Raw genomic sequence first — 13,588 nt, 5'->3', positions numbered from 1 at the left:
GGTCTACAATCTAAAGTTGATAGGTAATGTGGGCAAGATTTCCCTATTCTATTTAGGACTGTTATATGATTATCGATCCTAAAAATGTGCCGAAAATTACGGGTTCCAAGTACCCTCAGCAATTCCAATCTGCTGTTGCCGGGAGAGTTAAAAAACGCTTGGGCGATGCTGCCGGATTGCAGAATTTTGGGGTAAATTTGGTGAGAATTGCACCGGGAAGTTGTTCTGCTCTCAGGCACTGGCATACCCGTCAAGATGAGTTAATCTATGTTCTGGAAGGGGAAGTTACTCTGATTACAAATTCGGGAGAGCAAGTGCTGAAACCGGGTATGGCGGCGGGTTTTCCGGCGGGGGATGCAGATGGGCATCATTTAGTCAACCGCTCGAATGCAGATGTTGTTTATCTGGAAATTGGCGATCGCACTGCTGGTGATTCAGCTAATTACCCAGATGATGATTTAATTGCGAAAGCTAACGGGAATAGTTGGATTTTTACTCGCAAAAATGGCGAGGTTTATGAGAGTTGAAAATTTATGAGTCAAGTGAATCTTTGGACTTCGGCGGAACACGCTTTGTGGTATCTTGCTAAGGCTGATGGAATTCCTCACCGCACTGAAGGTGAAGCGGTTTTGTTGGAGGAAGTGCCGAAAAATGTTAAACGAATTCTGGATGTGGGCACGGGAGACGGGCGGTTGCTGGGTCTGCTTAAGTGCGATCGACCAAATGTGGAATGTGTGGCGATCGACTTTTCGCCGACAATGCTGGAAAAAGCCAGAATTCGCTTTGCTGATGACCAGAATGTCACGGTAATCGAGCACAATTTTGATGAATCCTTACCGGATTTGGGCAAGTTTGATGCGGTTGTTTCTAGTTTTGCGATTCATCATGTAGCAGACGATCGCAAACGTTCGCTTTACACCGAGATTTTCGAGCTTTTGGAACCTGGAGGCATTTTTTGCAATTTGGAGCACGTAGCGTCCGCAACTCCCGCTTTACACGAGAAATTTCGAGAGGCGCTGGGTATTAGCGATTCGCCCGACGATCCGTCTAATAAATTGCTGGATGTGGAAACGCAATTGCGCTGGTTTAGAGAAATTGGTTTTACCGATGCAGACTGTTATTGGAAGTGGCGGGAACTTGCTTTATTAGTTGGGGTGAAACCTGTTTAGAGTATTTGATGAAATTCCTAGATTAGGTAAGGACACGGCCGTGCCGTGTCCCTACAAATATCCCATACAATCTGTATGAGGTGCGTGACTGAATTAAATTAAATCCGGGACTTTAGGTTTGATTCGGCGCTCGTACCAGTTCATTAGCGGGGTGGAAGTAATGCCGTGCAGAATCACAGAAAGTACGATGGTTGTAAAGGTAATCCAGGCAATTTTTTCGGCGGTCTCGCCCTTCAAACCTTTACCCAAAGCATAGGTAAGATAATAGATAGAACCGACACCACGAATGCCGAACCAACCGTAAAGCCAGCGGTGGGCGGGATGTAAAGGACTGCCGATCGTACTAACCCAAGCTCCCACAGGCCGGATTAAAAAAATTAACAATCCAGCTACTAAGAGGGAGTATCCTCCATAGGCCAACATAGGCTCTAGGCGCAAAAGCGAACCTAATAGTAAAATAGTTGCTACTTCCATTAACTTTTCAATGCGCTCGGTAAAGTGCAGTTGGGAAAGCGGCTTTTCTGGGTTGCGGTAACTCCCCTGCACCACAATTCCTGCTACAAAAACTGCGAGAAATCCGTAGCCGTTGACTACTTCTGTGAGGGAATATGCGATCAGAATTGTGCTCAGAGCAATGAAATCTTCCATTAATTGATCGGCCGGTCGATAGCGTTGGAGTTGCCGATCGATCCAGGTGACGGCTTTAGCTACTAAAATTCCCATAACGATACCTGCGGCGATCGCCCAAATCAAGTCAACTGCTACCCACTGCGAAAACCACTTCGACCAGTTGTTATCTTTTAGCGCATAAATGCCGAAATAAACAAAGGGAAAAGCTAAAGCATCGTTCAAACCGCCTTCGGATGTTAAACCAAAGCGCAATTCATCGCGATCGTCTATATCCGCTAACTGAACTTCTGAGGCTAAAACTGGATCTGTGGGAGCGAGAATTGCTCCCAGTAAAATCGCCGGGCCCCAATCTAATTTCACAAACCAATGACCGATCGCAGCAACAGCAAAAATCGAAATTGGCATTAAAAAACCGATCAGCCGCGCTGTGGAATTCCAGGCCCAAAGTTGCAGCGGGCGATTCATTTTTAAGCCGCAACTGAACAGAGAAACAATAACTACAAATTCTGTAAGTCTTTCTAAAAACTCAGCTTCGGGACGCAAGTCAATCAGCTTGATGCCGTAGGGCCCCAATCCGATACCGACAATGAGATAAATTAAGGCATAAGATACAGGCAATCGCGAAATCCAGCCGGAACCCAAGGTAACGGTAAGCAGGAGGATGCCAATAACTAGCAAGTTGAGAATGTAATCATCCACCATAGCGATCGCACTTTTAATCAGGTTTACCAAGTGCGATTTTGACACGTAAAAGCTTCTGGCGCATCCACCGCCCGCTAGATTCAGCTATCCTCCGAAAGTTGCAGTTGTTATACCAAATTTTTTATGCTTTTAGGCTGCGGCGGCGGGCTTGGTCTTTGGGGCCCGTAAACTCCGTGACTTACAATCGCCCGGAATTGTTTACTGCATTCATCTGACTAAAGACTAATGACTACTGACTGAAGACTAATAATTAATTACAAAGACCACTTGTTTCGGTAGCGATGATGTGCAAATCTACGTGTTTGAGCGATCGCACTAACTGTTGAGTCAAAGAACCCCGCAGCAACAATTTCCAGCGGGATTGCTGGCTTTCGCCGATCACAATTTGAGTAATGCGATACTGTTTAGCTACCTCGGAAATCGCTTTGGCTATATTAGTGCCGTTTACCCGCAAAAATTGCCCCTTAAATTCTTGACAGAGTTTCTCACAAGTTTCAACGTGCAAGCTTTCTGCTTTTGTTAAAAATCGGTCTGGATCGTTGACAAACACAGCATAAAATGGGGCATTCATATAGCTAGCAATCCTCGCGCCCCGCCGCAGCAGTTGCAAGGAATTCGGATAAGTCGAGATGCACACTAAAACTCGTTCGTGAATGTTGCAAGATTGACCTTTTAATGTTGCTGCATCATCTTCCACATTGTCTGCGACTTCTCGCAGGGCGAGTTCTCGCAAAGCGATTAAATGACGGCGCTGGAAAAAGTTTTCTAAAGATTGTTCAATTTTTTCGGGAGCATAAATTTTACCTTCTAGCAACCTTTCTTCTAAAGTTTCCGGCGTGACATCGACAACCACTATTTCGTCAGCATCTTCGAGGACGCGATCGGGCACTCGCTCTCGCACTACAACTCCGGTAATTCGAGCTACTAAATCGTTGAGACTTTCTATGTGTTGAATGTTGAGCGTGGAGAAAACATCAATCCCAGCTTTGAGAATTTCTTCGACATCTTGATATCGTTTTTCTCGCAGAGAACCGGGAACGTTTGTATGAGCCAGTTCGTCTATTAATGCTAATTGAGGACGGCGTTCTATGACAGCATCCGTATCCATTTCGGTGAGCATTTTTTCGCCGCGCAGCATTTGTTTTTTGGGCACTATTTCTAGTCCCTCGCCTTTAGCTGCTGTCTCTTTCCGCCCGTGAGTTTCTAACAGTCCAATTACCACATCAATGCCTTCTGATTTGAGCCTATGGCCTTCTTCGAGCATTCGGAACGTTTTGCCGACACCGGGGGCCATGCCGATAAATATTTTGTGCTTTCCCCGGCGGGGGGTGCGATCGTAAGTGCGGTTTGGTTGGGCGTAAACCGCGTCTGGATTGTTGGTAATTTCGCTAGAGTGAATCATAGCTAAGTAGTGGGTAGTTAGTCAATCTCCAGTCATCAGTCAGTTTATGACCGATGACTGCCGACAGTTGTAAACTATTGTAAACCGTCGAGAGCCAAATTCAGTTTGAGGACGTTAACTCCCGGTTCGCCGAAAATGCCGAGAAATCTGCCATCTGTATTTTTGGCTACCAACATTTCTACTTGATTGAAATTGAGAGATCGCACCGTTGCTATCCGCTGAATTTGCGCCCTAGCTGCCTCTAGGCTAATGTGCGGATCGAGGCTAGAGCCAGAGGTGTAGACTAAATCAGCAGTCGGTTTGATACCAGCTTTGCTGAGACGATCTAATTCAACTTGCACCCCCTGAAAACCATCTTTTTCATTACCTCGCTTCAGCAAATCCGAGTTACTGGGGGCAATGTTGCTAGCTCCCGAAACACCTGTTCTTTGACTAAAATTTTCTCCCTTTGTCGGATCGTAATTTTCTGTCGCAAAGCTGCTGTAATTTGTCGTGCTGGGACGACCCCAAAAATATCTTTCTGAGGAGAAAGGTTGACCAATTAACGACGAACCGACTATAACTCCTTGCTTGGTAATTAAGCTGCCGTTTGCCTGGGAGTTGAAGGCAATTTGACCGATTACTAGCAAGATTAAAGGGTAAATAATGGCTGTAATTCCCCATAAAACCAGGGTAACGCGAATGGCTCTAATTATTTCTCTCATAAATTACCTGGCTCGGTTATTTGCTAAGGGTTAATTATTGACTAAAATCTTTCCGGCTGAAAGATGACTACAAACAGGTAAATAGAAAGGGCGATAACCACCAAACCCAGGAGACTTAAACCCCAGACAGCTTTTCGGGTCAAATCTTCACCCGCAGCCGCGTAAACAGCGGGGGCAATTATCGCATTGAAACACATTACCAGAAATAGCTGCACCGGGATTGGGTGGCGCTGCCAAAGCATTTGTGCTAACTCAATAATTTCTTGGAAATCTCTGGGAAAAATATCATTCAGCCAATCATTCCGTTTCATGAATTCTCCTTATTTTGGGAAGAAATATCTGTCTTTCTATTGGATAATTTTTTTGGAAAAATCGAGGCAGAGCCTGGGAACGAGATTAATCCGTGTATCCGTGTCAAAATCCGTGTCGTGCTTTCTCGCTCTATGCTAGCCCAACGGCGGCAATCAAAACATCAATAACTTTGATGGCGATAAACGGCGCCACTGCTCCGCCCAATCCGTAGATTAAAATATTCCGCTGCAACAGTTGATTGGCGCTCAAAGGTCTAAACTTTACGCCAGTTAATGCTAGTGGAATCAAAGCGGGAATAATCAAAGCATTGTAAATTAATGCGGACAAAACAGCCGATTGACCGCTGGCTAAACCCATGACGTTTAAAGCGCCAACAGGGGCAAATATTGCCGGAATAATTGCAAAATATTTCGCAATGTCGTTGGCTAGCGAAAACGTAGTCAGCGCGCCGCGAGTAATCAGCAATTGTTTGCCAATTGTAACTAAATCAATTAGTTTGGTGGGGTCGGAATCTAAGTCCACCATGTTCGCTGCTTCCTTAGCGGCTTGGGTTCCAGAATTCATCGCGAGTCCTACGTTTGCCTGGGCTAGTGCGGGTGCGTCGTTGGTTCCGTCTCCTGTCATTGCTACTAATTTGCCTTCTGCTTGTTGCTTGCGAATTACATCGATTTTGTCTTCGGGAGTTGCTTCGGCAATGAAGTCGTCAACCCCTGCTTCATCGGCAATTACTGATGCTGTAATTCGGTTATCTCCGGTGAGCATTATTGTGCGGATGCCCATTTTTCGCAGTTGGTCAAACCGATCGCGAATTCCCGGTTTGATGACATCTTTTAAATAGATAATGCCGTAGGTGTCGCTGCCTTGACAAACAGCTAAGGGCGTGCCTCCCAAGCGCGAAACTCGCTCGTAAGCTTCATCGAGATCCGGGCCGAAATTGCCGCCGCGCGATCGCACAAAACCCTTCACCGCATCCACCGCACCCTTGCGAACCTCCGTCCCATCGGGCAAATCCGTGCCAGACATCCGCGTTTTTGCGGCAAAATCAAGCCCCGTGGCGTTGGTGCGATCGAAATTTACCTGTGCGCCCAAATTCTGAGCCAAACGGACGATCGACTTTCCCTCTGGAGTATCGTCAAACAGGCTTGCAGCAAGGGCTACACTCGCAACCTCCGCCAGCGAGTGACCGTTTACCGCAATGAACTCCTCGGCTAAACGGTTCCCCAGCGTGATTGTCCCCGTTTTGTCCAAAATCAGCGTATTCACGTCACCGCAAGCCTCCACGGCGCGTCCAGAGGTCGCTATCACGTTAAACTGAGCGACGCGATCCATGCCCGCAATGCCGATCGCGCTCAGCAAACCGCCGATCGTCGTCGGGATCAGCGCCACCAGCAGCGAAATCAGCGTCACCACGCCCACGGGAGTTTTGACGTAATTGCCGATCGGCCCAATCGTCGATACCACAATCAAAAACACCAGAGTCAGCACCGCCAGCAGCACAGTCAGCGCGATCTCGTTGGGCGTTTTCGACCTTTCAGCCCCCTCCACCAGCGCGATCATCCTGTCCAAAAACCCTTTACCCGGGTCGGCCATTACCCGCAGCGTCAGTTCGTCAGAGAGGATGCGCGTACCGCCGGTGACGGAACTGGCGATGTCCGAACCCGGTTCCTTGAGCACCGGCGCGGATTCGCCAGTGATCGCAGATTCATCCACCGACGCGACGCCTGCAATCACTTCGCCGTCGGAAGGAATGACATCGCCTGCGATCACTTTAATTTGGTCGCCGCGTCTCAGGGATGTCGAACTAACTTCTTGAATTGAACCGTCTGGTAGGAGTTTGCGGGCTGTTGTGTCGGCTTTGGTCGATCGCAGCGCATCTGCTTGGGCTTTGCCGCGCCCTTCGGCTACCGCTTCGGCAAAATTAGCAAATACCAAAGTGAAGAACAAAATTAACGTCACTAAACCGTTAAAAACTACCTGATTTTTGCCGAAAACCGGGCCGAACAGCGTGGGGTCGATCGTCAAAAGTGCAGTCACAATTGTGCCTGTCCACACCACAAACATCACCGGATTTTTTAGCATCACCCGCGGGTTCAGCTTGACAAAAGCTTCTTTAAAAGCTCTTTGATAAAGGCCTTTAGTATTTGCTTTCGGCGTATGCTTGCGAGACTCGCGAGAGCCTCTAGCAGGTTTTTTTGGGGAATCTGGAGTATGGGAAGAGGTCATGTCGATTTGGGATTTTTAATGAACCACAGAGAACACAGAGAACACAGAGAAAGAGAAGAGTGAGGGTGAGATTTTTCGCTACAGAGGTGGAGGAGTTGGTGTTGCTAAAGGTGTTGTGGGTACAGTTATCGATCCAGGTTCAAACTTGCCGCTGCTAATTTCATATCCTTCGGCAATTGGCCCTAAAGCTAAAACTGGGAAAAATGTCAGCGCGCCCAGAATTAAGATTACTCCTGCGGTTACGCTAGTGAACAAAACTGAATCGGTTCTGAGAGTGCCCGTTGTTTCGGGAACCAGTTGTTTGTTCGTCATGCTGTCAGCTAAAAGCAGCAGGGCAATAATTGGAACGTAGCGCCCCAACAGCAAGCTAAAACAGGTGCTTAAATTCCACCAAACTCCTGTCGGCGCGGGTTGAGAGTCGGCCAATCCTTCCAAGCCGGAACCGTTGTTAGCCGCCGCCGAAGCGTATTCGTACATCACCTGGGAAATGCCGTGAAATCCGGGGTTGCTGATGCCGCTCAAACTGTCGGTAAAGGCGAGGGTAATTGCACCGGGGATTAAAACTGCGATCGGGTGAATTAACAAAACAACGCTGGCTAAAACAATTTCCCGTTTCTCAATTTTGCGCCCCAAAAATTCCGGCGTTCTCCCCACCATTAATCCGGTGAGAAATACGCTCAAAATTGAGTAAATAAATAAGTAAGCCGTTCCGGTTCCCTGTCCGCCCCAAACGATTTGCAAAAACAAGTTAAACAAAGTAACAAAACCACCGGGCGGCATTAAAGAATCGTGCATTCCGTTGACAGCGCCGCACATTGTGCCAGTCGTAGTCACCGCCCACAGTGCAGTTTCTGCCCAGCCAAACCTCACTTCTTTACCTTCTAAATTTGGTTGTTGCGCGCCCAGTAAATTATTAATTTGAGGGTTGCCGCCGTACTCGCCAAAGGCTGCAATGCCAATCAAGACAACGTAGATGGCAAACACCATCCAAAAAATCAGCCATCCCTGCTTTTTGTTGTTGGCGAATCTGCCGTAGGTGTGAATCATAGCTGCTGGTATAGAAACCATTGCTAGTGTTTCCAGCAAGTTAGTAAAAGGGTTAGGATTTTCTAAGGGGTGAGCCGAGTTAATGGCAAAAAAACCGCCGCCATTTTCTCCGAGTTGTTTGATACTTTCAAAGTGAGCAACTGGGCCGCGAGCAATTACTTGTGTGCCGCCTTCTAAGGTAGGGGCAACGGCCGGCCCGGCGAGGGTTTCCGGCACTCCTGAAATTAACAAAAACAAGCCTATTATCAAAGAAAGGGGCAGTAGAATTCGGGTGATTGATTGAATTAAATCGATGTAAAAGTTGCCCAGCGGGCGGCCGGTTAATCCCCGGATAAAGGCAATGCCTACTGCTAAACCTGTAGCGGCTGAGGTAAACATTAAAAAACCCAGAGTTAACTGGGATAGATAACTGAATGTTGTCTCGCCGGAGTAATGCTGTTGGTCGGTATTTGTGAGGAATGAAATAGTTGTATGCAGCGCTGTATCCCAGGTTGGCGTACTGAGGCTGGTGGGATTTAAAGGCAGCACTCCCTGAAGCATGAAAATTAAAAAAACAAATATGCCCATTGCTGCGTTGCTGTAGAGTAACGATCGGGCATATTGCCAACCTGTCATGGAATCTACAGACCGGATATTGCTGGCTTTATAGATGAGTTGTTCTACAGGTTTAATAGCTGGATCGAGAATGGTTTTTTCTCCCGTGTACACCCGCGCCATGTAGTTGCCGAAGACAGGCGCGATTGCTATTAAAATGATTAGGGTTAATGCGATTTGAAGTAATCCTTGCTGCATAACTGAGCCAATTTTTTATCGTTGGATAAAGGGGTTTTGCCGATCGCCAAATCGGTTAGGTGGAAGGTTCCAAAAACCGGGCGATATTTTTTTGCAGGTCACTTTCAGTTTGGGGGCGATCGTCGAATTCAATGCTGCTGCTAAAATGCAATCTCCGCAGCCAGAGGGATTAACAGCACCAGCGGGTTTTCCCTGGCGAGAATTCCTCGTTTTTTTTTGCTAATTCCGTGCTTTGACAGCCTTCGAGCAATTGTATAGCATTTAAGAGCGCGCCACCATAACTATTGTTAATTTGGATGAAACTGAAATTGCTTTGATTAGACAAAGTTTATCTGTCACTTCTGTTAGCCCAAAAATGCTATCTACTTTTACTGATTACTATACTCACTGTTAGAAAATTGGATAATCAGCTTTCCGGTATAAATTGCTGTTTGCACAGTAGGCTTATTCGCTCTATATTTTTCAGAATATATGAATATTTAGAGCGGGTTAAATGTCTATACTCCGAGATATAGATGTTTGCTAAACGCGATGCTTTTGCGCGAGAATAGGGGAAAAATTTTCAAAAAATCTAACTATGCTAAGGTAGAAGCTAGTAGGAAAAAAAATTGTGAAAATATAAAATATAAAATGGATTGATTGAGGATGTTTAAAAGTTTATCGGCTATCCCAAAAAACCTGGCTCTTCCAGAGAAGTATTTGCGGGGGAGGTGGTCGATCGCAATTTTATTTGCGATTGTTGCACTGCTAGAATTTACTACGCCGTCGGAGTATCTGTTTGGGTATTTGTATACGGGCCCGATTTTACTGGCCAATTCGCGCTTGAGTCGGTTGGGTAAGTTACAAATTACGCTGCTATCGGCAGCTTTGACGCTGTTAAATTTGTTTGTTCCTCCTGGAGAAGCGATCGCCCTAGCCACTGTCGCAAATAGATCGATCGCAGTCATGGCTTTAGGGGTGACGGGATATTTGAGCGATCGCAACCAGCAGTACCAAGAGACGATCGCGATCGCTAAAGCTGAGTTGCAGTCGCAGCAGCAGCTAGCAAGCATCCGAGAAGATTTTGTCTCTACTTTGAGTCACGACTTGAAAACGCCGATGCTGGGGGCTATAGAAACAATTAAAGCTTTTCAGTCAGCAAAATTTGGGGATGTCACCGCCAGTCAGCAAAAAGTTCTCGAAACAATGGCGCGATCGCACAAAATGTCACTACAATTAGTAGAAACGCTGCTGGATGTTTACCGCAACGATGCCGAAGGTTTAAAACTGCAACTTGCGCCCGTAAATTTAGTAGCTTTGGCAGAAGAAGTAATCGCAACTCTCACCGATTTATCTGCGGCGCGCCGGGTTTACATTAGTATGAGTTACGGAGAGTCAGATTTCCGTCGGTCTTTGTGGGTAAATGGCGATGCGGTGCAACTCCAGCGCGTTTTTGTTAATTTGCTAACAAACGGCATCAACCATTCTCCTCGCGGTGGCAAGGTAGAAATAATCATGGAATCTTATTCGAGTTTTCAGGTGGTCAAAGTTATCGATAGCGGGTTAGGAATTACCGCCGATGAACTGCCCCACTTGTTCGAGCGTTTTTATCAAGGACACAGCGATCGGCAAGCCAAAGGATCGGGATTGGGGTTATACTTATCTCGCCAAATTATTGACGCGCACGGCGGTATAATTTGGGCAGAAAATAAATTGCCACACGGTGCTTTATTTGGATTCCGACTCCCTGCTATCCCACAGAAATGAAACCAGCTTATCCCTTGCGAATTCTCCTAGTTGAAGACGACGAACTGTTTCGGTTGGGGCTGCAAACGAGGTTGCAGCAAGAAAGTTGCTTGCAAGTAATTGCCGAGGCAGAAGATGGCGAAACAGCAGTAGAATTGACTCAGGAACACTTACCAGATGTGGTAGTTCTCGATGTCGGTTTGCCGGGAATTGGCGGTATTGAAGCGTGCCGCCAAATTAAAGATCGACATCCAGCAATTCCGGTTTTAATTTTAACATCTCATTCTCAAAAATCCTTAATTGAAAGATTAATTGCAGCGGGAGCTCAGGGCTATTGCCTCAAGGGAATTGCGGCGGAAACTTTGGTTTTGGCAATTCGATCGATAGCGGCGGGTGCTTCGTGGTGGGATAAGGCGGCAACTGCGGAAATTCGGGCAGTTTTTGCTAATCCTGAACCTGTGAAAGTTGGGTCAAAATGGGAAGTTTTGGAAAATCCGCTGACGAAGCGAGAACAGGAAATCTTGGCTTTAGTTGCGGGGGGGAAAAGCAATCAGGAAATTGCACAAATATTGTACATTGCTCCGGGGACTGTACGGGTTCACGTGCACGCGATTTTGCAAAAGTTAGAAGTGCGCGATCGCACTCAAGCTGCTGTACTCGCTATTCAGAAAGGATTGGTAGCAGAAGAACTTTTGGCGATCGAACCTTGATAGGGCGGGTATTGTACCGGAATTGTCGGTTTTTTAAAGGAATTATTGGCTAAACCCGCCCCTATCAAGATGCTTCTGTTGCAGGTTCACGGAAAATTAGTATTCGTCTTGATTGTTAATTTTACTCATGACATTTAATATTTGAACTTGCTAAGCTAGATACGCCTTAATTTTCCTACCGTCATCTAACCAAAGGTGTATTATGCCAAATTTTATCAGTTCAGTTTTTAGTTCGATCGCCTTTATCGACTCTGCCCTTCCCGACAGCCAAACTCTCCACAACGGCATCGCAGCGGGGACAGAAGTTATTACCCTCGATGCGGCGCGGGATGGAGTAGAACAAATTACTGAGGCACTAGCGAATCGCAGCAATATCAAAAGCATTCATATCATCTCCCACGGCCGCCCCGCGAGTTTACTGCTAGGCGCGATCGATCTAAACTTGACAAATTTAAAAACTTATGCTAAACAATTGCAGCGTTGGTCGCGATCGCTGGCAGACAGTGGAGAGATTTTGCTTTATGGGTGTGATGTAGCGGCGGGGGAGAAGGGCGCTAACTTTGTGCAGCAACTGAGTCAGCTAACCAAGGCAAAAATTGCGGCTTCTCGATCGCCGATCGGCAGTTCCGCTATGGGCGGAGATTGGGAATTAGATTATACAACTGGGGCGGTGTCCTCTGGGCTGGCGATCGACCCCGCCACAATGGCCGCTTATGAATTTGTGTTCAACCTAACCCTCTACGACGGCAGCAGTAACTTTCCAGCCGGATCGCCCGCCGGTATCGGGGCATCGGGCACTACTCAATTAGCTTACGGACAAGTACCTCTTCCCATATCTGCTTTTCTCCCATACGGTGGTGGTATCCAAGCTACAGGTGCGTTCTCGCCAAACACGGGCATTAATACTGCTAGCGTGACGGCGGCCAATAACACTACAGGCTATGCAGGCTACACCAACTACAAATACACTCCTCCAAGTCCGCCAGCGACGCCAGGAACATTTACTCCAGTCAACGCAACTTTCCCGGCCCTCAACCTTACTAACGGTTACAGCGTTTCTTTTCGAGTTGCAGTTACGGCGGAAAACAGTAATAGCGACAATCGGGCAGGTTTCAGCATCATCGCCATTAGCAGTGACGCTCAAAATGGCATTGAACTGGGTTTCACCAACCGCAACCTCGGTGCCAACGGAGGCATTTTTGCTCAAAACGGCGGTACAGCAACATCAGTTCCTCCGCTGTTTACTCGCGGAGTAAATGCACCTGTTAATATCAGCACTCCTACCGACTACAAACTGGTAGTCCAAGGCACCACTTACACGCTGTTTGCCGGCCCTACAGCAATACCAAACCTGACAAATCAGCCGCTGCAGAACTACACGGCATTTAATCCAGCAACCAGCCAGCCGCGTTTACCCTACAATCCCTACAGCCAGCCAAACTTCCTATTTTTCGGGGACGCCACGGATCAAGCAAGTGCCGCTTTTACTCTCGGCACCATCTCGGTTAATAATTTCCCGGTGGCCGTCGATGACGGCAGCTACAGCGTCGTGCACGACAAAGTTCTCAGCGTCTCTGGGGCGGGAGTCTTAAGCAACGACACCGACGCCAACAGCGGCGACGCGCGTAGTGCCGTGGTAGTTACAACCGCGAGCAACGGTACAGTCAAGTTAAATCTCACCGGCGACTTCACTTATACTCCGAAAGCTGGCTTTGTAGGCACTGATACCTTCACCTATAACGTTAGCGACGGCACAGATTCATCTGTCCAACCAGCAACAGTTACGATTAACGTTACAAATAATAATCTCCCGTTTGCAGTAATTGACAATTACAAAACCCTTCACGGTCAAGTCCTGAACGTGGCTGTTGGTGAGGGAGTTTTAGCCAACGACATCGACTCTGACGGTGATTTGCGGACGGCAACTCTAGTCACAAATCCCAACAATGGCACTCTCGGATTGAATAAGGATGGTTCGTTTACTTATACTCCCAATCCAGGATTTGTTGGACTCGACAGCTTTACTTACACTGTCAGCGATGGGGCTGCTACTTCACCAGCAATTTTAGCAAATATTAATGTCACAAATAATCCACCGTTTGCAGTAATTGACAATTACAAAACCCTTCACGGTCAAGTCCTGAACGTGGCTGTTGGTGAGGGAGTTTTAGC

At 47.1% G+C, this 13,588-nt stretch carries 11 protein-coding genes; 5 read left to right on the top strand and 6 right to left on the bottom strand.

The features are described from left to right. Positions 1 to 65 precede the first annotated feature (65 nt). Both QUB16_RS17640 and QUB16_RS17635 read left to right on the top strand, forming a co-directional pair. On the top strand, positions 66 to 527 hold the full coding sequence (locus QUB16_RS17640; RefSeq protein ID WP_333317998.1) for a cupin domain-containing protein: 462 nt from the start codon (positions 66 to 68) through the stop codon (positions 525 to 527). Positions 528 to 533: 6 nt separating this feature from the next. Then, complete coding sequence (locus tag QUB16_RS17635; protein WP_333317995.1) at positions 534 to 1,169, top strand: class I SAM-dependent methyltransferase; 636 nt, start codon at positions 534 to 536, stop codon at positions 1,167 to 1,169. Between the two features lie 93 nt (positions 1,170 to 1,262). Here the strand turns inward: QUB16_RS17635 and QUB16_RS17630 are convergent, their stop codons facing one another. The 6 genes from QUB16_RS17630 to kdpA form a co-directional block, all read right to left on the bottom strand. Then, positions 1,263 to 2,531: a sodium:proton antiporter gene (locus QUB16_RS17630; protein WP_333317992.1), complete on the bottom strand. Its 1,269-nt coding sequence runs from the start codon at positions 2,529 to 2,531 to the stop codon at positions 1,263 to 1,265. Positions 2,532 to 2,751: 220 nt separating this feature from the next. After that, entirely contained in the window at positions 2,752 to 3,903 is a 1,152-nt protein-coding gene (locus tag QUB16_RS17625; protein WP_333317990.1) for a universal stress protein, read from the bottom strand. 74 nt (positions 3,904 to 3,977) lie between these two features. After that, the gene (gene kdpC, locus QUB16_RS17620; RefSeq protein WP_333317988.1) at positions 3,978 to 4,607 is read right to left on the bottom strand and encodes a K(+)-transporting ATPase subunit C; all 630 of its coding nucleotides are present in this window, start codon (positions 4,605 to 4,607) and stop codon (positions 3,978 to 3,980) included. Positions 4,608 to 4,648: 41 nt separating this feature from the next. Next, entirely contained in the window at positions 4,649 to 4,918 is a 270-nt protein-coding gene (gene kdpF / locus QUB16_RS17615; protein ID WP_333317986.1) for a K(+)-transporting ATPase subunit F, read from the bottom strand. A 130-nt stretch (positions 4,919 to 5,048) separates the two neighbouring features. After that, a complete protein-coding gene (gene kdpB / locus QUB16_RS17610; RefSeq protein WP_333317984.1) occupies positions 5,049 to 7,142 on the bottom strand; it encodes a potassium-transporting ATPase subunit KdpB in 2,094 nt (697 codons plus the stop codon). A 78-nt stretch (positions 7,143 to 7,220) separates the two neighbouring features. After that, positions 7,221 to 8,981, bottom strand: a complete 1,761-nt coding sequence (gene kdpA, locus QUB16_RS17605; RefSeq protein ID WP_333317982.1) for a potassium-transporting ATPase subunit KdpA — start codon at positions 8,979 to 8,981, stop codon at positions 7,221 to 7,223. A 645-nt stretch (positions 8,982 to 9,626) separates the two neighbouring features. Here kdpA and QUB16_RS17600 point away from each other — a divergent pair. From QUB16_RS17600 to QUB16_RS17590, 3 genes are all read left to right on the top strand, one after another. Beyond that, entirely contained in the window at positions 9,627 to 10,727 is a 1,101-nt protein-coding gene (locus QUB16_RS17600) for a HAMP domain-containing sensor histidine kinase (protein WP_333317980.1), read from the top strand. Beyond that, entirely contained in the window at positions 10,724 to 11,416 is a 693-nt protein-coding gene (locus QUB16_RS17595) for a response regulator transcription factor (RefSeq protein ID WP_333317978.1), read from the top strand. The genes QUB16_RS17600 and QUB16_RS17595 overlap by 4 nt, the downstream gene beginning before the upstream one ends. Positions 11,417 to 11,618: 202 nt before the next feature. Next, positions 11,619 to 13,588: DUF4347 domain-containing protein (locus QUB16_RS17590; protein WP_333317976.1), on the top strand; the 1,970-nt coding region annotated here is incomplete at its 3' end.

Source organism: Microcoleus sp. D3_18a_C4, assembly GCF_036702415.1.
Lineage (GTDB): Bacteria > Cyanobacteriota > Cyanobacteriia > Cyanobacteriales > Microcoleaceae > Microcoleus.
The sequence above is the reverse complement of the archived record's forward strand: the minus strand, read 5'-3'. Positions and strand labels throughout refer to the sequence as shown.

Coding starts and splice junctions, on each gene's coding strand:
- QUB16_RS17640 (WP_333317998.1), top strand. CDS start 66: ATGATTATCGATCCTAAAAATGTGCCGAAAATTACGGGTTCCAAGTAC.
- QUB16_RS17635 (WP_333317995.1), top strand. CDS start 534: ATGAGTCAAGTGAATCTTTGGACTTCGGCGGAACACGCTTTGTGGTAT.
- QUB16_RS17625 (WP_333317990.1), bottom strand. CDS start 3,903: ATGATTCACTCTAGCGAAATTACCAACAATCCAGACGCGGTTTACGCC.
- kdpC (WP_333317988.1), bottom strand. CDS start 4,607: ATGAGAGAAATAATTAGAGCCATTCGCGTTACCCTGGTTTTATGGGGA.
- kdpF (WP_333317986.1), bottom strand. CDS start 4,918: ATGAAACGGAATGATTGGCTGAATGATATTTTTCCCAGAGATTTCCAA.
- kdpB (WP_333317984.1), bottom strand. CDS start 7,142: ATGACCTCTTCCCATACTCCAGATTCCCCAAAAAAACCTGCTAGAGGC.
- kdpA (WP_333317982.1), bottom strand. CDS start 8,981: ATGCAGCAAGGATTACTTCAAATCGCATTAACCCTAATCATTTTAATA.
- QUB16_RS17600 (WP_333317980.1), top strand. CDS start 9,627: ATGTTTAAAAGTTTATCGGCTATCCCAAAAAACCTGGCTCTTCCAGAG.
- QUB16_RS17595 (WP_333317978.1), top strand. CDS start 10,724: ATGAAACCAGCTTATCCCTTGCGAATTCTCCTAGTTGAAGACGACGAA.